The 21006-nt window shown below is 36.3% G+C and carries 13 protein-coding genes and 1 pseudogene; 5 read left to right on the forward strand and 9 right to left on the reverse strand.

The window, feature by feature from the left end; all coding sequences use genetic code 11:
- The first annotated feature begins 117 nt into the window (after positions 1–117).
- The 3 genes and pseudogenes from Q5N69_RS11855 to Q5N69_RS11865 all read left to right on the forward strand — a co-directional run.
- The gene (locus tag Q5N69_RS11855; RefSeq protein ID WP_304369171.1) at positions 118–669 is read left to right on the forward strand and encodes a glutathione S-transferase N-terminal domain-containing protein; all 552 of its coding nucleotides are present in this window, start codon (positions 118–120) and stop codon (positions 667–669) included.
- A 237-nt stretch (positions 670–906) separates the two neighbouring features.
- Positions 907–1323 (forward strand): GFA family protein, encoded by a 417-nt coding sequence (locus Q5N69_RS11860; protein ID WP_304369153.1) that lies wholly within the window; start codon positions 907–909, stop codon positions 1321–1323.
- Positions 1324–1486: 163 nt separating this feature from the next.
- Positions 1487–1789 (forward strand): annotated as a pseudogene (locus Q5N69_RS11865) (GNAT family N-acetyltransferase); the annotation flags it as partial.
- A gap of 91 nt (positions 1790–1880) precedes the next feature.
- On the opposite strand, the gene Q5N69_RS11870 reads toward Q5N69_RS11865, so the two are convergent.
- From Q5N69_RS11870 to Q5N69_RS11910, 9 genes are all read right to left on the reverse strand, one after another.
- On the reverse strand, positions 1881–2687 hold the full coding sequence (locus tag Q5N69_RS11870) for a hypothetical protein (RefSeq protein ID WP_304369154.1): 807 nt from the start codon (positions 2685–2687) through the stop codon (positions 1881–1883).
- A gap of 118 nt (positions 2688–2805) precedes the next feature.
- Positions 2806–5445 carry a glycoside hydrolase family 95 protein gene (locus Q5N69_RS11875; RefSeq protein ID WP_304369155.1) on the reverse strand — a complete coding sequence of 880 codons (2640 nt, stop codon included), beginning with the start codon at positions 5443–5445 and terminating at the stop codon, positions 2806–2808.
- A 59-nt stretch (positions 5446–5504) separates the two neighbouring features.
- A complete protein-coding gene (locus tag Q5N69_RS11880; protein WP_304369156.1) occupies positions 5505–6905 on the reverse strand; it encodes an efflux transporter outer membrane subunit in 1401 nt (466 codons plus the stop codon).
- Positions 6906–6932: 27 nt separating this feature from the next.
- A complete protein-coding gene (locus Q5N69_RS11885) occupies positions 6933–8921 on the reverse strand; it encodes a MacB family efflux pump subunit (protein WP_304369157.1) in 1989 nt (662 codons plus the stop codon).
- A gap of 17 nt (positions 8922–8938) precedes the next feature.
- Positions 8939–10345: an efflux RND transporter periplasmic adaptor subunit gene (locus Q5N69_RS11890; protein WP_304369158.1), complete on the reverse strand. Its 1407-nt coding sequence runs from the start codon at positions 10343–10345 to the stop codon at positions 8939–8941.
- 245 nt (positions 10346–10590) lie between these two features.
- Complete coding sequence (locus Q5N69_RS11895) at positions 10591–11961, reverse strand: sulfatase-like hydrolase/transferase (RefSeq protein ID WP_304369159.1); 1371 nt, start codon at positions 11959–11961, stop codon at positions 10591–10593.
- A 133-nt stretch (positions 11962–12094) separates the two neighbouring features.
- Complete coding sequence (locus Q5N69_RS11900) at positions 12095–13648, reverse strand: alpha-L-fucosidase (RefSeq protein WP_304369160.1); 1554 nt, start codon at positions 13646–13648, stop codon at positions 12095–12097.
- A 29-nt stretch (positions 13649–13677) separates the two neighbouring features.
- Complete coding sequence (locus Q5N69_RS11905; protein ID WP_304369161.1) at positions 13678–15534, reverse strand: arylsulfatase; 1857 nt, start codon at positions 15532–15534, stop codon at positions 13678–13680.
- A 442-nt stretch (positions 15535–15976) separates the two neighbouring features.
- On the reverse strand, positions 15977–19000 hold the full coding sequence (locus Q5N69_RS11910) for a TonB-dependent receptor (protein WP_304369162.1): 3024 nt from the start codon (positions 18998–19000) through the stop codon (positions 15977–15979).
- A gap of 311 nt (positions 19001–19311) precedes the next feature.
- Between Q5N69_RS11910 and Q5N69_RS11915 the strand changes: the two genes are divergently transcribed.
- Together Q5N69_RS11915 and Q5N69_RS11920 are read left to right on the forward strand one after the other, a co-directional pair.
- Positions 19312–19902 carry an RNA polymerase sigma factor gene (locus tag Q5N69_RS11915; RefSeq protein ID WP_304369163.1) on the forward strand — a complete coding sequence of 197 codons (591 nt, stop codon included), beginning with the start codon at positions 19312–19314 and terminating at the stop codon, positions 19900–19902.
- Complete coding sequence (locus Q5N69_RS11920) at positions 19902–20972, forward strand: FecR family protein (protein WP_304369164.1); 1071 nt, start codon at positions 19902–19904, stop codon at positions 20970–20972. The genes Q5N69_RS11915 and Q5N69_RS11920 overlap by 1 nt, the downstream gene beginning before the upstream one ends.
- Positions 20973–21006: the final 34 nt, after the last annotated feature.

Raw genomic sequence — 21006 nt, forward strand, 5'->3', positions numbered from 1 at the left:
TAGTCAATTGTAACTTGCCGCTTAAAGCGGCGTATACGTTTAGTCAATTTATTATTCGGAGTTTAATAAATGAAGTTAACTGTTGGTACTGATTCAACATGGTCATTAAGAGTTTAGATATGTAGTCAATTAGCACAATTAGATGTTGAAGTTAATGTAGTTGATTTAACCAATTCAGATTATAAATCCGAAATATTTAAGTACTCAGAAACAGGATTGGTACCTTGCTTAAATGAAGGTTCATTTGTGATACACGATTCACTGGCAATTGCGGAGTATTTCAATGAATACTCTAAAGGTGAACTTTACCCTAATTCAAGCCCTGAAAGAGCATTGGCTCGTAGTTTGTGTTCGGAGTTACATTCTGGTTTTATGAATCTTAGGTCACACTGCCCATTTTCATTAGAGCAAGTTACTCCCTTATTAGCATTTAATAATGGTATTGATAATGAGTTAACTCGCCTTGAAAAAATCTTTGGGTCAGCACATTTACCATTTATGTTTAATTCTGCTGGAATAGTAGATGCGTTTTATTCAATTCTTGCTTTTAGGTTAAATGCATATGGTATAAACCTACAAGGTAAAGCAGGAGAGTATCAAAAAAGTCTCTTGAATTGGTCTAAGTTAAAAGAAGCTATAAAGCTTGCTCAAAGTTGGAAAAACGCATAAGAAAATCAACAAGAACACGCAACAATTGGCTTCGCTTCAAAATTTTAGCCAACTATTACTTAGCCTGTTATTTAGGTGTTGAGGCTGGAGAATAACTAATTCAATCAAAACGCGAATTTATTGCTCCTATATCGTGCTGTAGAATATTACTCGATATAGGCAGTGCATTTGTTAATTAATTAAAAACGAGTAATTCTGCAGGCTCGTTATATGTTTATCTATTAAGGAGTCATCAAAATGTCAAACTCAGAAACAAACTGCCTTTGTGGTGCTGTAAAAATCGTCGCAGAGGAAGTTAACCCTAAGTTTACTGTATGCCATTGCCAATCATGTAGAACTTGGGGTGGTGCTCCATTCTTTGCTGTGAAGTGCGGTACTAAAGTAAAAATTGAAGGTGAAGATAAAGTCAAAATGTACGAATCATCATCTTGGGCATCTCGTGGTTTTTGTACTGAATGTGGAACTCATCTGTTTTATAAATTTAAAGCAACAAGTGAATATAATATGCCAGTAGGAATGTTTCCAAACTTGAATGGCTTGGAAATGGATATGCAGTATTTTAGTGACATGAAACCTAGCTACTACTGCTTTTCAAATGAAACAAAAGAAATGACTACAGCTGAGATAATGGCTTATTTTGCAGCTGAAGAGTAACTAAATATGTAATTAGATGTTTGGTGTGATTGAAATAGTGTCCCAAAATAACATCGCAGAAGTATTGCCGTTGATTCGTGATTATCAAGAATTCTATAATGTTGCGAGTATTTCAGATTCTAAAAACTAGGAGTTTTTCTCTCAATTTGGTGAATCTAATCCAGCTGGTTGTCAGTTTTTATATCGTGATAACGGACTTGTAGTAGGTTTTGCTACTGTCTATTTTTCTTATGCTTCAAGTATCACTTCAAAAGTTGCTGTCCTTAATGACCTCTTTACGGTTTCGAATCAACGAGGGAAAGGTATCGGACGGAAGTTAGTAGAACATTGCCATCAATTTTCATCAGAAAATAATGCATCAAGGCTTCAATGGACAACAGCTCCAGATAATGAAGTTACACAAAAATTATATGATTCAATGAATACTAGTAAGAGCAATTGGCTCTTTTATGCATACAATACTTAACAAAATTTTTTATGTGTTAATAGCTGATTATTAGTAATAAGCGTAACGCAGTTAGGCGATTAAATAACAAATTACTTATAATGAATTTAGGTTATTTAGGGCGTTGAGCAAAAGGCTGGCGTGATTTGAGAATATTTTGCTTATTAACTTCCCAGTCTGGGTTAGCCTCTGCATGCCAAATGCGAACTCGTTTAATTTCATGCCACGTTGTGCCTAAGGTTAATGAAACTGTATTCTTCGGGCCATTAGCTATTGCATCTAGCTGTGCATAGGCAACTTGATCTTCAAGGCGAAATAAAGTCTCGTCATCAACAATTTCTAATACTGCTGTGTACCAAGTGTTAACCTCAAAAGCCAGTGGTTGATGATCCATTAATACCCCACCGCTATCATTCCCTTTATAGGCTTTGTCAACATGTTCAAGTACTAAACCTGTTTGAGTATATCGGCTATTAGTATTGGCCCATGCAGAAACAATATGCCCGTTTCTTTGAGGGCGTTGATCAGCCGCAATGCGTATAAATCGGTTCTGCCATGGCTCTGTTATTTCTCCCCAACGGAATGTCACTTCAACAATAAGATTATTAGCCTTTAGATTTTTATACCCTGCAACTGGGGGATGTCCCATGCCCTCTTTAAATGTTGAACGCCAAACGTTTTTATCTTCTGTTGAGCGGTTCCAAATACCTAATTTTGCTCTTAGAAATATCCCATCCTCGAAATGGGCGTCGATATCACCACCGCGACTTTGTGAACCACTATCATCTAGAATTAACTTTCCGCGCTTAGCTAATAGTGTTTTCACGACTGTTTCATTTGCAGATACGTAACCAATACTAAAAAACATAGTGATAACACTGATGATAATTAAGCGGGTTAATATTGAATGTTTGCTCATAATAAAAGCTTCTTTTTGTGTATTCGTAAATTTAAGAAGTCATCTATTTCATTTATTAAAATTTAATATGATAACATCTACTTGTTTTATTTTTTATAAAAACAATAAAACTGTATCTTTAAGGTAGTAACCACACGGCTGTGGTGCCTGCATAACTTTCTCTGCCATCACTTCTTACTGCTGTAACTTTAAGAGTTACCTGTTTAGCTTGTTTTAGATCAGACGCTTTATAGTTAAATTCTTTATCTTTAATGCCCGCAGCCACTAATTCGTAATGTGGAGCATTGCCTATAGCACGATACACATTATAAGTTTTAGCATCTTCGCTCGCAGACCAAGATAGTGAAACGTTCGTGCTATGTTCATCCTGCTTAAGCTTAAGATTTGACGGTGCACTAACAGGTGTGAAGGTAGGAATATGACTTACGATATACGTTTGACCTTTAATTGACTTAATACTGAGTTCATCTGTCCCCTTGGCAATAAAGTCTACCTTGTTACCGTCTGCCGTTTTAATAACAGCTTTAGTAATATTTGGGTACCTTAATGCTAATAACCCACCAGCTTTAGACACAACATCTAAATGATTTAACTGTTTATTAGACCACTGCGCTGAAACTTCAAAATTACCACGAGCAAGTAATCCACGGTAACTACCGCTAGCCCATGCGGAAGGCACAGCTACTAAGGGTGATACAACATGATCTTGACTCTGTAATAGCATTTCGGCAACACCTGCAGTAGCGCCATAGTTTCCATCCGCTTGGAATAATGGGTCGCCCCGATGATCATTAAACAAGTTATGCATTAAGTTCCCTTCAAGGAAATCTTTGTAATATGCATAAGCCTCTTCGCCATCGTGAATTCTGGCTAACATAGCAATGCGTTCAGCCCTTGCCCAGCCAATGTTAGACACTCGAGTACGCAAGTTAAGGCTAACTTTTGCAGCATCTAACCAAGCAGGTGTTTTATCATTCACTAATTGACCAGGGTATAAACCTAAAACCATTGAAGCATGTCTGTGATGGGGATCATAAATATCTGAGAAGTCGCCATAGAATTCTTCTTGACGAAACTCTTTGATATGACCTGACTTACCTATTTGAATAGGCTCTAACAAGGGTAATTGATGTTCATATATCGCTAATCGACTATCTGAGCGACCAAGCACCTCCGCAGCAGTTAAAGTATTATGGTGATTTTCATAAAACATTTGTTGGTCGAACGTAGTACCTATAGTATTGCGAATTTTTTGCTCTGGCGACGACGAGGGCTTAGCTAACAATGCGCCATCAATATCTTGTACAAAGCGCGAGGTAAAATTGGCTTGTTCATACATGATTGGATAAACCGTTTCAGCTAATAGTTGCTCATCTCTTGTAAAGTCGTAGTAATCCCAAAACATTTGTGCAATCCACCCACCAGTACCGAAACCTGCCACTTTTGATTTACCCGGAACATTGTATGGATTTGTCCAGAAAGGACCTGACCAACCATTATCACCATTGGCATCAAGTTGAGACGGGTTAAACTCTTTGATGTACTGATTAGCGTATAACTTCTGTTTTGGCATATATGCTTTAAAATAATTTACATAAGAATCAAACAGCTCAGGCAAGTTAGCAGAAAATACTGGGGCATAAGCCATTTGCACATTGGTGTCGTGTAAATACTGTGACGCCCAAGGTGGTTTATCATACACATTCCAAATACCTTGTAGATGCGGAGGAAGCGTACCGGCTCTAGAAGAACAAATTAACATGTAACGCCCAAATTGAAATGCAAGCTCTTCAAGGTAACGGCTTGATTTACCACTTGGGTAAGCATCAACCAATTCATCGGTAGTTATTTTGGGTAATGTAGCGCCAAGGTCTAAACTCACGCGATTAAAAATCTCAGAATAATCTGTTTGATGATTTGCGAGTAATTGTTCGTAAGATTTTTCAGAGGCATCAGTAATATAACGACTTACTTTATTATGAGGGTGTTCAAAGCCTTCAAGCTTCTTACTATCATCTTCAGTTAAAAATACTTGAGAATCGAATTGGTAGTTAGTGCCAACCGCGATCAAAATAATAGCACTGTCAGCATTTGAAACAGAAATGCTACCTTGTGACTGATTATTATTTGTTTTTATTTCTCCGCCCTGTGGGATAACTTTAAATTGACCTTCAAATTCAATATTGTAATGTTTCATTACACCTGAAAGCGTAATCGTGTCATGATTTGCTAAAACAACACCTGATTTATCTTTATTTAAAAAAGGAATGGTTGGACGTAAAGTAAACGATAAAGCCCCCGCTTTAGATGCGCTTAATCGAATAGCCATGACTTTATCAGGGTAGCTCGTAAAATATTCTCTTGAATAATTAACACCATTATTCTCATAATTTACATACGATAGACCTTCATTGAGGTTTAATCCTCGCTTATACTTGCTTGCTTTATTATGGTCGAAATCAATATAAACTTCGGCAAAGTTATTTAAACCTGTACGGCGAAGTCCTTTAGCACCTACTGCATCATAGAGGCTATTTTCAGTAATTTGTATTCTCTCTGTTTTAGTACCACCGAATAAATTAATTCCCATGTAGCCATTTCCCATAGGAATAGAACTATTGACCCAACCTTTATTACTGTCTTCGGCTGGCTCGTCATACCAAAGGTTAAGTGGTTTTTCTAATGACTCACCTACCTCTTGCGAACTGTTGGCAAAAGAAATAATAAACAAACAACAAATACTTAATATTCTTAACATAAATGACTCTTTCATTTTTTTTCAACGGAAACACTACAAAGAATTAACATTAATTAATGTTATTCCAATACCAGTAATTCTTTTTCCCAGCCACCACCTAAAGTTTGATAAAAAGCTACTATCGCATTAAGACGCGCTAGTTTATTTTGTAAATAATTATCCCTTACGGTATACAATGCTTGCTGAGTGGTTAATAACGTTTGAAAATTTTGTACGCCTTCTCTATACATGACTTCTGATATACGAAAAGCCTCAGTTGCACGTTCTAAATCTTTGTTAGCCGTTTCAGCTTGCGAATCTAATAATCTAATATTGCCCAAAGCTACATCAACATCATTAAACGCTTTTAAAACCACTTTACGATACGTTAATAAACTGTTTTCTAGCGCTAAACGACTGCGCTCTTCGTTTCGAAAGCGAGAGCCATTATCAAATATTGTTTGAATTAAATTAGCTGTAATTGAAATAGGATTAGGATTCTTTAAAAGGTTTGTTAGTGAACTATCAGCTGAATTACTGCTTGCAGTTAAAGAAATTGAAGGCAAGAAAGCCAATCTAGCTAAATCTACATTCGCTTTGGCACTGCGTAAATTAGCTTCAGCTTCAACAATATCTGGTCGTCTCACTAAAAGTTCAGAAGGTATACCAGGCTGAACTTTAGGTACTACAATATCTTGTAGCGTGATGACTTCTAGATCAAAGTTTTGCACTGTTCGCCCTAATAACAAAGCTATGGAAGATTTAGAAGCCAATTCACTTTGTTTTAGGTTTTCAATCGTATTCAAGCGTTGTTGAACGGCAAGTTCTTGTTGTAAAGCATCAACAGCAGTAGTTACGCCTGCATCAACTTTAGATTGGGTAATACGTTGAATTTTTTGCGCACTATCTAAATTTTGTTTGGCTGTTTTTATTTGGTCTCGAATAAAGATTAATTGAAAATATGTATTAGCCGTAGTGCCTAAAGTACTTAATACAGTATCCGCTGCAGAAGCTTGAGCAGAATCATAATTAGCTAAGGCGAATTGATGTTCTGAATATTTATTTAAAATGTTTGTGTAAGTGAGTGAACCATTAAGTGAAAAGCTATTACTCCCATGAGTGCTTGAAGAACCAAGCCCAGCGATAGAAGCCATGTTGCCAATAGTTACACTTGGTGTGGGCCAAAGATCAAAACCTGCATCAATCATTGTTAATTGTGCATTGCGTAAATTGTTAGTATTTATCGCTAAATCTAAGTTATTTTCTTCAACATCTTCAATTAAATCAATAAGCTCTTCACTACCAAATTGTACCCACCAATTACGCTCAGGCCATACTGAAGCTCCGTCAGCAATTGGCCCTTGCCAATTGGTAGGAATATCGGTATCCGGTAAGGTTGTATTTAATGGTGTACAAGCCGCAATAGCCGTTAAGCTAAATAGCAAAATGATAACTTTATTAATTACTTTAAATGATTGCATATCAATACTATTCTCATCTCTTTTCTATTAGTCACTCGCAAGCGCAACGACTGGATCTAACTTTGCGGCTTTACGAGCCGGAGCATAACCAAAAATTAATCCTGTAGCGGCAGCACAGCTAAAAGCAAGAATTATGGGCTGTGGCGTAAATTTAACCGTTGTACCTAATAAGCTAATAAGCTGCCCCGCACCAATACCAATTGCGACACCCAAAATGCCACCAACAGCAGTAACAACAATAGCCTCAGCTAAAAATTGCTGAAGTATGTCTCGCTGCCTAGCTCCCGTTGCCATACGAACGCCAATTTCTCGTGTTCGTTCGGTTACCGACACCAACATAATATTCATTACGCCAATTCCACCAACCAATAATGAAATAGCAGCAACAGAGCCGAGTAAAATAGTAAAAGTTTTCTGTGATTCTGAAACATTTTCAATTAATTCAGCACTATTAAAAACACGGAAGTCTTCGGTACCATGTCGTGCGATTAAAAACGCGGTTAGTTCAGCCTCCGTCTCATTAATTAGATTGGTATCTTCAACTGCTACTGTCATTGAAGACAAATAGGTTTGTCCAGACAGACGTAATCCAACCGTTTTTAACGGGGCATAAATAATGTCATCTTGATCGCGCCCGCCAAAGCCAGAAGAACCTTTAGATGTCAATACTCCAATCACTTGAAAAGGAATGCTTTTTATTAAAATATATTGACCAATAATAGTACCGCCATCGGGCAATAAACTTTGAACAACGGTTTGGCCTAGAACCGCAACCGGAGCATATTCTTCACTATCAGCTTCAGTAAAAAACACCCCTTCAGCTAAAGGCCACCCTCTCGCCTCAGGCAGATTTTCGCCTGTGCCAGTAATGGTTGTTTGATAGTCGAGGTTGCCAAAACGAACGGTGCCATTAGAACGAATTTCAGGTAATACGTATTCCACATTACTAATATTATTGGGTACTAACTGCGCATCCTCAATCGTTAAAGTAGCAGAAGCACCACCACGCCTGCCTGATCGACCTCTATTTTGCGGGCTTATCGTCAGCATATTTACCCCAAGCGAACTAATTCGATCAAGAACATCTTGTTGCGCCCCTTCACCAATAGCCAACATTGCCACAACAGAAGCAACCCCAATAACAATACCCAATAAAGTTAATACCGTTCGAAACACGTTAGCCATTAATGAACGTAATCCCATTTGCAATGCTTCGGTAAAGCCTGAGATCATTGCGGGTAAACTATTACTTTCTTCTATGTTACTCAAATCTACTTGTCGGCTTATAGTTGAAGACTCTTGAGTTGATTTATATCCACTGTCACTAAGAACTTCACCATCACGAAATTCAATAACACGATCAGCATGAGCAGCAACATCGGCATCATGGGTAATTAATATAACTGTATGACCATTACGAGCTAGTTCTTCTAACAGCGCCATAACTTCTTTACCACTTTGGCTATCAAGCGCGCCAGTAGGTTCATCGGCAAGAATAACTTTACCGCCATTCATTAATGCTCTAGCTATTGAAACACGTTGCTGTTGACCACCAGAAAGTTGGCTAGGACGGTGATCCATACGTTCACCTAAACCTAGTTTTGTTAATAACTCACTTGCACGCTCTCTGCGTTCTGTATGTGGCAAACCTGCATAGATAGCAGGAACTTCTACATTTTCTTCTGCTGTTGCTGTAGATAACAAATTATATTGCTGAAAAACGAAACCAAAAGCTTCTCGGCGTAACCAAGCAAGGCCATCAGCGTCAAACGATTTAATATTTTTACCTGAAAAGCGATAGCTACCAGATGTTGGACGATCTAAACAACCTAATACATTCATTAAGGTTGATTTTCCCGATCCCGATTGCCCCATAATAGCGAGGAACTCTCCTGGATAAATGGAAAGTGACACACCTCGCAAAGCGTGTACTTCAACACCACCACAGGTTACAAAAGTACGATGAATATCTTCAAGCTCTATTAACGGCTGTTCAAAGTTTTCAGTATTTGTCATAGCTTTCATCCTTTAGATCATAAGCCACGAGGAATACGTTGATTATTCTTTCTTTCATCTTTAACAATACTAGGAGAGTTATGTTGAATAATGCCTGAGATAACACGATCGCCTTCGTTTAAACCTGATATAACTTCTGCTGAAATACGGCTAACAACTCCAACTTTAACTTCAACTGTTTCATAAACACCCTCAGAAACTTCACGCTGAACAGTTGCGCGTCGCGGCTTAGAGCCATCTAAAACTGGTGAGTTATCAGCATTGGGCCCTTTACGACCTCGACCTTTTCCATCTCGTTTACCACCACCATTAGCTCTCGCGGCTCTCATCTCTGCACGTTGTTCATCAGTCATATTAGCTCGTCGGTCTTTAGCTGAATCGCTGGTAGTAATTCTTGATTTATTAGGACTATTAACATCATCAATATAAGTTAAAGCTCCCACAGGAACTGAAATGATATTTCGAGCAGAAGACGTAACAAAAAACACTTGTGCTGTCATCTGGGATAAAAGAGCACTATCGCTGTTATCAATGTCAAATAGAACGGTGTAAAGAACGACGTTATTAGAAATTGTTGGTGTTGGTAAAATTTGTCTTACGCGACTTTTCCATCGACGTTTTCCTCCACCTAAGGTAGAAAAATACACAGGCATATTCTTTTTAAGCTTACTTATATCAGCTTCTGAAACTTCTGCTTCTACTGTCATTACGGTTAAGTCGGCAATCGTTAAAATAGTTGGCGCTTGTTGATTAGCATTTAATGTTTGCCCTTCTTTAGCAGCAATCGTTACAACAGTGCCATTCATAGGAGCATAAATTTTTGTGTAACCTAACTCTGCTTCTTGGCTACTTAAACTAGCTTCGCTCTGAGCTATTTGAGATTTTAATTGTAGCAGTGAGGATTGTGCTTCAATTAACGCGTTTTGCGCATTGTCGTAATCTTGCTCGCTGGTAGCTTTTTCTTTAATCATACGACCTTGTCTTTCGGCCGTTAGTTTAGCTAATTTAAGTTTTGATTCTCTGCTCGACAACTGAGACTTTAACGCATCAAGGCTTGCTCGTGATGCGTTAACTTGAGCAAGTTGTACTGTTGCATCAATCTCTGCAAGTAACTGTCCTTTTGTTACCAAATCACCTATTTCAACCGCTATATCATCTAACTGCCCTGAAACCTGAGCACCAATATCAACCCAATCTTTAGAGGTTAAACTACCTGCTGCAGTTACCGTATTTTCAATATCGCCACGAGTAACCATACTTAATCTTGGCTCTACTTTTAGTTCATCGTTAGCTGTAGGCCTTAAGAAGTAATACGCCATTCCTAAACCAATCAATAAGAATAACAGTAGCCAACGACGATGAATAAAAAATGCCATAAAAGAGGATAACAAAGATGTCGATTTGGTTTGATTGGTGTTGGCCATATGCTAATTTCCAAAAGATTTAAATGATAAACGACTTGTTATATTTATATATAGTTATACACCTTAGACTATATTATAAATATAATAATTACTTTATGTTTTTTACATAATTTTATAAAACTATAGGTTAATCAGCAAAATATAAAGTTCTTCATTAGATGGGCATCATAAATAATAAAAAGTATATTACTGAATAAAAAGATCTAATGCATCAAGCTTCAATTCATAAAACTGAAATTTTAAATTTAATAATTCAGTTTTGAACCTTTCATAGGTGGTTGTGTTTCTGCTTCCCACCATTGATTAGGTCCTTCGGACTTTATATCAGCCCAAGTTTCTAATAGTTTGGCTTTCATGCTATTAAGTTTTTCTGGCATGGTTTTAGCGAGATCGTTTTGTTCTTGCCAATCTTTTTGTACGTTAAATAACATAAATTCGGTTAACGTATCGTTTCCTACAATTTTCCAGTCATCAATACGCATAGCTACGCGATCTTCTGCAGGGGAAACATGAGTACGCCAAAATAAAGGAGTAGTTCGTTTAAGTTTTTGTCCATCGAGGGCAGGTAAAAAATTAACACCATCTATCGTTCTATCTTTAGGTACTTCAATACCTGCTACATTTAGAATAGTGGTAAAAATGTCGGTACCTATAATAGGGGTATCATTTTCAGTATCTGCTGTTATATGACCTGGCCAGCGCACAAGAAATGGAACACGAATGCCTCCTTCAAAATCATTACGTTTGAATCCTCTCAAACCACCAGAATCGCCACCAACACTAACAACAGGACCATTATCAGAGGTAAACATAATTAAAGTGTTTTCGCTAAGGCTTTGCTCGTCTAACACTTTCATTATCTTCCCTAAGGCATGATCCATTTGGCTTATGTTGCCAAAATAGGTTTTGTTTTTCTTAGTTTCATTTGGGTAGAGTTCTGAAAATTTAATATCGGTAGCAATTGGCTTATGTGGCTCATGAAACCACACAGACATAATAAATGGTTTAGTTTTATCTCTACCTTCTTCAATCCAATTTATTGCTTCGTCTGCCACTAGTGGCGCTGAATATCCTTTTAATTCGCCCACTGGTTTATGATTACGAATAAAGTTATTAGGGTTTTTATGGCTAGGTATTGCATTATTTTGGGTTGCAAACCAGTAATCAAATCCATGGCTATCTGGGTGTGGAAAACCTTCTTTATTAAATTGATTTTTAGATAGTAAATGCCACTTCCCAAAATGCCCAGTGGTATAACCTGCTTTTTTGAATAAAGTTGGATAAGTTATTTCGCTAGTGCGTAAATGAGTTTCGCCATTTCCAGAAAGGTGACGCCAAACACCGTTTCTATAAGGTGTTCTCCCCGTTAATATCGACGAGCGTGCTGGCGAACAAACACCGGCTGATGAATAACCTTGCGTAAATTTTACGCCTTGTTTGGCTAGCTTGTCTAAATTTGGAGTTTTAATGGTTTTGTTACCATAAGTTGCTGAGTCGCCCCACCCCATATCATCAGCCATTACTACAATAATATTAGGTTTTGATGTTGGTTCTGCAGTAAAACCAACAAGATGATAGGCAAATAAAAACACGCCAAAAATATATTTTTTACTCATAGTCGTTCCATTCTTATTATCACAAACTTACTTTCAAGCTAAATTTGAGGATTTTATCTGACAGTAATAAAAAGCTTCCTCTAAAGAAGCTTTTTATGTCGGTATGTCCAACTACTTTTTATATTTCTCTAATTTACTGAGTAATTTCTATAGCATAGCCAGCGCCGTTATTTTTCAAGTCAGGTAGTAAAACATGAATCGCATCTGCTGTTTTACTCCAATTTAATAGCTTGCCACTACCAACTAAGCGAATAGATTTAATATTAAGATCTTTAATGGCTTTGATAACAGCAGTACTCGATTTAGGTATTGTTAAAGAAATAACATAAACTTTATTTTCTTTTTCAGTAAACCAGAAATCTTTTTCTGTAAAGTCAAAGTTAGCCTTATTTTCTTTACGATGACTCGTACCTTTCATGTCGATAATTGTTGGACCTTCATGATCAATCACCCAAGGTTTTGAGTCATAAATTGCATCACCATTAACTTTCAGCCACTTACCTACTTCTTTAAGTATGTTGGCCGAAGCAGCCGGAATCACACCTTGCCCGTCAGGACCAACATTCAGTAAAAAGTTTCCGCCTTTACTTACGTTAGCGACTAACCAATACATTAATTCTTTTGGTGATTTCCAGTCATGATCATACGAGCTATAACCCCATGTATGGTTTGTAGTTGCTATACCTTCCCAAGTATTTGCGTTTGATTTATCCGGGATAACGTTATCGCCCGGGGTACCAATATCACCAAAACCATTACCAATACGCGCATTGACTAGAATTTCAGGATTAGCGTCATATACTGTTTTGTAGAAATCCATACTGTATTTAGCAGGAATATAAATAGGTGTATCGAACCATATTTGTGATAAGTCGTAATTAGCTAATAGCTCTTTAACCTGTGGAATAGACTTATTCTTAATGTAGTCATCAAAAGATACTGGTGCTGGATCCCATTCATTAGGCATAGGCGCTCTTCTTGCTTTAACGCCAGGCTTAGGACCATAAGTTTTCATCCCACCATCACCACCATCGCGCCAATCAAGAGAGTTAGAGTAATAAACACCAAAATCTAAACCTGCTTTTTTAGTGGCTATTTCCATTTCTTTAATTGGATCTCTACCAAATGGAGTCGCATCTACCATATTAAAGTCACTTACATCAGACTTAAACATAGCAAAACCTTCATGATGTTTAGAGCCCATAACAATGTATTTCATACCTGCAGCTTTAGCGATAGCTACCCACTCATCAGCATTAAACTGTTTAGGATTGAAATCTTTGGCTAATTCAGCATATTCAGCACGAGGGATCTCTTTACGTCGCATGATCCACTCAGTAATTTGTGGACCTGTGCCGCCATCTTCCATTTTTTTGCCTTTATAAACGCCACCCAGAGATGAATAAAGACCCCAATGTATAAACATACCGTATTTGTTTTTATTGAATTTTTCACGACCACGCTGTTTAGCTTCTGAACTATTTAGCTCTTTCCATTCTGCGGTTAAGGTTTTCATTTCAGCTGAACACGGTATCCCAGAACCTTCAAAACCATAAACAGCTTTTTTTTCAAATTCGTTTAAAGCATTGTGAGCAGCAAGCTCTTCTTCAGTACAAGCATATGTAGTTGCAGAAAATATAGATAACGCTAAAAGAGGTGCATTAATGTAGATATTTTTAGTTTTCATTTTAAATCCTAATTTAATATTAATTTTCATTAAAGCTTTTCAATATAAAGATAAAAAACAGCTAAAGGTTTATCTGTAGAGTCTTCGGTATTATTAAACCATGCTTTAATATCTAAATTTCCTAGTTCAATGTTTGATTCAAAAACAACGTGTGTTGAGTCTGTATCTATTTTCTTAACTAATGACTTACCATTTAAACTGATATGCGCAAATGATTTAGGTATTATTTTATTTGCCGATTTATCATGTAAATACAAAGTGAATCGATATTTACCTGCTTTTTCGGCTGTAACTTTCCATGGCGATATTTCGAAGCTACTTTCTCTACCTAACCATCCTCTATGGGCAAAATGATCGTCACCAAACCCTGGTGTATGTGCCACCTGCCCTGTATCTGGTGCTAACCAATCATGACTAGTGATACGCATAGGATTTTCTTTATCAGAACCAATAATTGAACGCATAGTTGGCATACCATTACTTGTAGTGTAGTCCCACCATTGCTGGTATGAATTCGACAATTCGTTCGCTATTTCAGGGTGTTGTTCAAGAATATTCATTGTTTGTCCTGGATCTAATTCAAGATCAAACAACTCAAAGTTATCGGCTTTACTGTTGCCATGAATATATCGCCATTTATTTTTCATGACCACGTAAGGACGATTTGGATCTGGTGTTAATACACGCTGTGTTGTTACTACTAAGGTTCTATCCGGTAATTGACTGTTTTGAGTTAATGCTGATTTTAAACTAATACCATCGGTATCAAGTTTGTCGGCATCTACTCCAATAAGATCTAATAATGTTGGCAATAAATCAAAGTGTGCTGCTAATCCGTTTATTTCGGTAGGTTTAATAAAACCGCCATTAGGCCATTTAATATAAAAAGGGACTCTGTGCCCACCTTCGTATACATTGTTTTTAGCGCCTTTCATGCCATCGTTAAGAGAGACTATTTTTTGTCCTATCTTTTGTTCAATCAGTGCTTTTGTTTCACCACTCACTAACTTAGCTCCCTTTCCACCCATTACTGAACCATTGTCAGTCATGAAAATAAAAATAGTATTGTCGGTGATGTTCGTTTCCTTCATAGCATTTTGTAAACGATCAACATTTTCGTCTAAGCTGGCAATCATGCCGTAAAATAAGGCAAGCTCTTCTGGAACACCTAAATCTCTGTAAGGTTGAATATACTTTTCTGGCGCTCTAAACGGAGCATGTGGTGCATTAGTAGACACGTAAAGAAAAAATGGTTTTTCTTTATTGGCATTGTCGTGAATAAAGTTTATCGCTTCATCAAACCATATGTCTGTTGCATAACCTTTATATTGTTTTTCTTTACCATTTAAAAAATACGTATCATCAAATTGTGTATTTCCCCAATGATCTGGTGTTTGACCTATACCACCCGCACCATGCATTAATACATAATCAAAACCTTGATCTTGCGGACGAAATGGGTAGTTATCACCTAAATGCCATTTTCCTACCATACCTGTTTTATACCCAGCGCCTTTTAAAACTTCAGGCAAGGTTGTATGTTTATCAGATAATATATGTCTGCCCATAACAGTATGCCAAACACCTGCGCGAAGGGAGTATTGCCCACTCATTAAAGCTGCACGGGTTGGTGAACAGGTTGGATCAACATGAAAATTGGTAAAACGAACGCTTTCATTCGCTAATTTTTCTAATACAGGCGTTTTAACAATAGGATTATTGTTATGACCAAAATCGCCATACCCTTGATCGTCAGTCATTACTATAATAATGTTAGGGCGAGTTTGTTCTACTATCTTCTCTCCGCTCTGTTGCTCTGAACTACACCCAATAATATTGAGCAGGAAAAGAGCCCCTGTCGATATTACTTTTATATGATTACGCATCTTATACCTTCTATTTATATTATTTTCTGGTGACCACTTAACTAATACAAAGCTTTTATTGATTCATTTTATTAATAATAAACCAACATTAAACTGAAATTTTTATTTGGATTTTTTGCCTACGAAGTTTGCCAACATAAATTAAACATAACGAAAACAAGCAAGGTTTAATTAAATATAATAATACACACGTTGATTCAAAGTCAATTTTATCGAGAACATTTATATGTCGTTTGCAGATGAGGTTGATCAAGCTAATAACATTTATTTAAATTAAATAATCGTAATAACCGATGAAACCAAAAAATTTTCATAAAGCTAATGATGTATGGAGGGTTAATGCGTACAGATAAATTTGGGGAACTGACGTTAGCTAAAAAATAGTAACTTAATTTACTAGACTAAAATTAGCAGGCAAGTTTCCTTGCCTGCTATGATATCGTTATAAACGACCTGTAATACCAACCGTCATAGTACGCTCGCGTCTAAAAGAACCATTGAATATCGATTCATCTAAATAAAAGTCGCGTCGTCCTTCTTCAGTGAGATTATTCACATCGACAAAAATGCTAAAGTGCTCGTTAATATTATAGCTTGCATTAATATTTATACGCTCATCATCACCACTCCATAATGGAGTCGCATTTTTAGCTTGAGCTCCTTGTCCAGGTAAGTTACGAAAATAGGCATCGCGATATATGTAACTTAAACGCACACCAAAATCACCTTTTTCAAAGTATATAATTGAGTTGAAGTTATTTTTCGATGAACCTGGAAAGCCATAACCTTGATCACCAACATCTTCATCAAAGCTACTATCAGAATAGGTATAATTTGCTTGTAAGCCTAAACCATCAAAGGGTTCAGGTAAAAAAGTAAATGGTTGGTTAAACCCAAGCTCAAACCCTAAAACATCACCGTCAGAATAATTTTCTGGTCTACGAACATCATAGATTTGATCGCCATAGCCCGGTAAAGTGTCTTGTGTGGTGACAGGGAAAATAAAGTCATTAACATCTTTATAGAAAAAACTTGCAACATAAGCACCTTCCATATCGTTATAGTAGGCAAGCGTTGTATCAAAAATGTATGAAATTGTTGGATCTAAATCTGCATTACCTCGCTGACCCGTTGGAATGTTACCAACACCAAGTGGCTGATTAGCCGCCTCGCGCGGAACCAAATCAGATGGATTAGGACGCGACATAACTTTTGCTGCGGCTAGACGCCACACTAAATTATCAGTGATATCTAAGTTAAAGTTAGCGCTTGGTAGTAATTCAATATAATCACTCGAAGTGGACGTTGGTGTTATGCTGCCATCGGTTTCAACACGAGAACCTTGGCCTGCAAAATCAACATACACTGCACGAACACCAAAATTGGCACTATAATCCATGTCACCAATGACTCCTACCATATTTCCTTCAGCGTATAGAGCAAGCACATCTTCTTGATAAGAAAATGATGATGATGGATCCGAGCCTAAATCAATAGTCTTTCCTAAGTTAGGGATCGCGTCATAAAAAACACTTAAATCACCTAAAGGAAACTCAGAAAACACATTGTCATCAGGATAAAACCCATACGGGGCAGTTCCTGATTGGTCGATGCCCGCTATTGAAATAACTTCTAGTTCAGCATCGGTATAATCAGTTGTAACACTTCCAGTATTACCACGTATTGAATCAGTATCTTCACTTGTCCAACGAACACCAAATTCAACTGACTCTAACCAACTACTATTAAGTGATAGATTAAAATCAAATCTTGCACCATATTGTTCAGCGTCTAAAAAAATATCTCGAATTAAAGACAGTCCCTGTTGTAAACGATATTCATCGAGGGGTACATCACCTAAATCAACACTATATAATCCATTATCATTATTGAAACTGACCTGACTAGCAGGTATGTCTTGTACTAAAATAGGTAAATCTAAATCTTGTTCATAATCGACACCTGAATAGTGAAAGTCTGCATTCATAGTAAGGTCAGAAGTAATATTATATTTGAAATTTATACCTGCAACCGTTGATTCTGTTTTATTCCCATAGAGAAATGGAATAAACTGCGTTGTGATTTCTTGGTCTCCCAAAAATGCACCTTGCTCAATTGACTGTAATGTATTGGAGTCATCAATATAGATTTTACTGGCATCTAAAACACCATTATCGAAAGCACTACTAAATACAGGAGATACACGATTTCGGATAGAAGAATTATCATATGACGTGTAAATAACATCAGCTATTATTTCTAAATTATCTGAAGCTTTCCATTGAAGAGCTGCAGCAATCGATTCACGTAAACGATCTTCACGAATAGGTTCTATATCTATTTTATGAATGGTATAAACATCTTCAGCAACTGTATCTGCTAAACCATCGCCAGTTGTATCAAGGTTTAAATCTCGTTGACTTACTTGTGGAAATAATTGATCACGACCCGGATGAGACTCTGAGTTTAAGTAGGCAACATAGTAACCTAGTTTTCCATCGTCACTACGTTGGCCAAAAAGTCCACTGAAACGAGTTCCCTGCTCTTTACCTATGCTGCCCTTATCTCCTTGTATAGTTAGTGATCCAAAAATATTACTATCGTCAGTATACTGTGCATTGTCTAAAGGTTTACGTGTTTGTAAATCTACACTCCCAGCTAAACCCGATTCAGGGTCAGAAGCCGTTGGAGTTTTTTTAACTATAACGCTAGTGATAACATCTGTAGGAATAACTTCTAAATTAAATGCACGTAAGTTTGACAACCCTTCAGTACCAGAAGACAGTGCAGTACGACCAGATACAGTAGTGGTAACATAGGTTGCTCCTAAACCACGAATTGATACACGATCACCTTCTTGACCGCCATCGTTACGCTCTACTTGTACACCTGGAATTCGCTGCATGGCATCTGATATAGCTGCATCAGAAAACTTACCTAAATCATCTGCCGAAATTGCATCAATAACAGAGTCTGCATTTCTTTTTAAATGTTGCGCTTTAAGTATGCTACTACGAATACCTTTCACTTCAATAATTTCTACTTCTTTTGCTTCTGTTTCCGCAATAGTAGGCAGAGTTGTAATGCCTGCAAGTGCCGATAATACTGCACTCGCTAATGTTGATTTTTTGATCATCATATTCCCCGAATTTTCTTTTATATTTGTATTTATGATCATTTGACCTTTCATATTTATCTTTGCTGTTAACTCAGTATTTTCAACTAGACTTTTTAAAGCATCATTTACTGTATATTCTCCGATAACGCGGTTAGTTATTTTTCCTTTCACATTTTCAAAGTGAAAAATAGAATCAATATTCGCTTGTTCAGCAAATGTTATTAACGATTCTTCTGCTACCATTTTTTTTATATCAAAATGAATTAGTTTTTTTATTTCATTTTGAGTAAAGGCTTCGCAACGAAAAATACAAATTAGAGTTAAAAGTAAAGCAACAAAGGTTTTCATGAACTTTTTACATCAATTAAATATCGACGCACCTATTAAACGATTAAATATAAAAAATCAGCTAAATATTTTTTATTAAATGTAAGTATTCATATAAAATACTTTAAATACAGTAAATTAAATAATATAAATGATAATGGGTAAAGTTAATGCTAATGTGTTTTTAAATACAAAACAACACCATTAAAATGAACGAAAATGTTAAACTAATCTAAAATCATTATTTATTAGCTAAATAATAAATTTTAATTTAGCTGATCAAGTATCCTAATTCGTTTACTAGTTATGTGGATATATGACGAAAGGCTTATATGAAATTTTTTGATAAACAAGCATCTTCAAGAAATACTGAAAATTCGCTTAATGAGACTCTATTCTCATATAGAAAGGTACTGCTAAAATTAGTAGGTAAAATAGCTCCTTCAGCTGAAGTAGAAGATATTGTACAAGACGCCTATGTTAAAATATTTCAGATAACTTCTAATAAAAAACCTATTAGTTATCCCAAAGCGTTCATATACAAAATAGCTAAAAATTTAGCTCATGATTATAATAAAAAATCAGAGGTAAGATTGTCTGATGGAGCTATTAACGAAAGTGATTATGGTTTTAGTAATGATGACACTTTTCAACAAGTATTAACTAATGATGAATTTTGCCAATTTTGTGAAGCTGTAAAAAATTTACCGGTACAATGTAGAAAAGTTTTTGTTATGCGAAAAATTTATGGATTTACTCAAAAAGAAATAGCTAAAGAACTTAATTTAAGTCAGTTTACTGTTGAAAACCATACCGCTAACGGAATGCGAAAATGTAATGACTTTTTGAATAAGAAATTTAATGAAAAACAACGAAAAGCAATTAGTATTGCGTCAGGGTATAAAACCAGGAGCGAGCAATAATGACTAATAAAGTTATCAAGTTACCTGATACCAATAAAATGAAAGGAGAAGGCTCTCTTTGGTTAGCTAAGTTAGACCGTGGTTTATCACTTGAAGAAGAAATTTTGCTAAAAACATGGCTTGAACGATCTCCCGATAACAAAGCTTATTTTGTTGCGTTGGCAAAGCAATGGGATCAGCTATCAGTATTATCTCAATTAGCTGAAATAATCCCTTATGAAACTAAAAAAACCAAAAGTAGTATTTCGTTTTATGCAAAAGCGGCGACTATTGCTTTTGTGTTTGTACTCGGTTCATTATTTTTAAATACAACAAGTGATATGATTTTTAGTAATAATGCCGCTAAAAGTAAATCAGTTTTCATACAAAATTACAGTACCGCCATAGGTGAAAAATCGACTATACACTTACCTGACTCATCAATAATCACTTTAAATACTAATAGCTTAATCAAGGTTAATTTTACCTCAGAAAAAAGAGAACTAACTTTAGTTAAAGGCGAATTACATATCGATGTTGCTCATAATAAAGAACGTAGACTCGTCTTGTTTGCAGGAAATAAATCTTTTGTCGCTGTTGGTACTGCTTTTAACGTTCGTTATGACGAACAATCCTTACTTCAACTTATTGTAACTGATGGAAAAGTTGGTATTACCGATATTGAAAACACTGATGAAGCCAAAACTTTATTCACACAATCAAACATAAATAACCCGCGATTAGTTAATGCAGGAGAACGTGTAATTATCCCTCCCCGAAATGCGTTAACAGATACCGATTTAACAAAAGAAGATATTAAACAAACGATAACAGACTCACTTGCTTGGCGTGATGGTCGAGTAATATTTAAAGGTGAAACATTAGAAGAAGCTATTAATGAGATATCTCGTTATTCTAATGTTAGCTTTGAATTTGAAGATGAAAACCTCAAAAAAATTAGAATTGGTGGACGATTTAAAACGGGTGATATTATTGGCTTTTTAGATGTTTTAGAGCAACAATTTAATATTAAATATAATCGATTAAGTACATCTAAAATCGAGCTGTCACTCAATACTCCCAATTCATAGTTGTTATAGTGAATACTTTTAAACTAACCAATAT

The sequence above is a fragment of the Pseudocolwellia sp. AS88 genome (assembly GCF_030551755.1).
GTDB lineage: Bacteria > Pseudomonadota > Gammaproteobacteria > Enterobacterales > Alteromonadaceae > Pseudocolwellia.

Excerpts from the sequence above, each read along its gene's own strand:
- Q5N69_RS11905 (WP_304369161.1), bottom strand. The coding sequence starts at position 15,534 with ATGCGTAATCATATAAAAGTAATATCGACAGGGGCTCTTTTCCTGCTC.
- Q5N69_RS11920 (WP_304369164.1), top strand. The coding sequence starts at position 19,902 with ATGACTAATAAAGTTATCAAGTTACCTGATACCAATAAAATGAAAGGA.
- Q5N69_RS11870 (WP_304369154.1), bottom strand. The coding sequence starts at position 2,687 with ATGAGCAAACATTCAATATTAACCCGCTTAATTATCATCAGTGTTATC.
- Q5N69_RS11880 (WP_304369156.1), bottom strand. The coding sequence starts at position 6,905 with ATGCAATCATTTAAAGTAATTAATAAAGTTATCATTTTGCTATTTAGC.
- Q5N69_RS11890 (WP_304369158.1), bottom strand. The coding sequence starts at position 10,345 with ATGGCCAACACCAATCAAACCAAATCGACATCTTTGTTATCCTCTTTT.
- Q5N69_RS11860 (WP_304369153.1), top strand. The coding sequence starts at position 907 with ATGTCAAACTCAGAAACAAACTGCCTTTGTGGTGCTGTAAAAATCGTC.
- Q5N69_RS11895 (WP_304369159.1), bottom strand. The coding sequence starts at position 11,961 with ATGAGTAAAAAATATATTTTTGGCGTGTTTTTATTTGCCTATCATCTT.
- Q5N69_RS11910 (WP_304369162.1), bottom strand. The coding sequence starts at position 19,000 with ATGAAAACCTTTGTTGCTTTACTTTTAACTCTAATTTGTATTTTTCGT.
- Q5N69_RS11915 (WP_304369163.1), top strand. The coding sequence starts at position 19,312 with ATGAAATTTTTTGATAAACAAGCATCTTCAAGAAATACTGAAAATTCG.
- Q5N69_RS11885 (WP_304369157.1), bottom strand. The coding sequence starts at position 8,921 with ATGACAAATACTGAAAACTTTGAACAGCCGTTAATAGAGCTTGAAGAT.
- Q5N69_RS11875 (WP_304369155.1), bottom strand. The coding sequence starts at position 5,445 with ATGTTAAGAATATTAAGTATTTGTTGTTTGTTTATTATTTCTTTTGCC.
- Q5N69_RS11900 (WP_304369160.1), bottom strand. The coding sequence starts at position 13,648 with ATGAAAACTAAAAATATCTACATTAATGCACCTCTTTTAGCGTTATCT.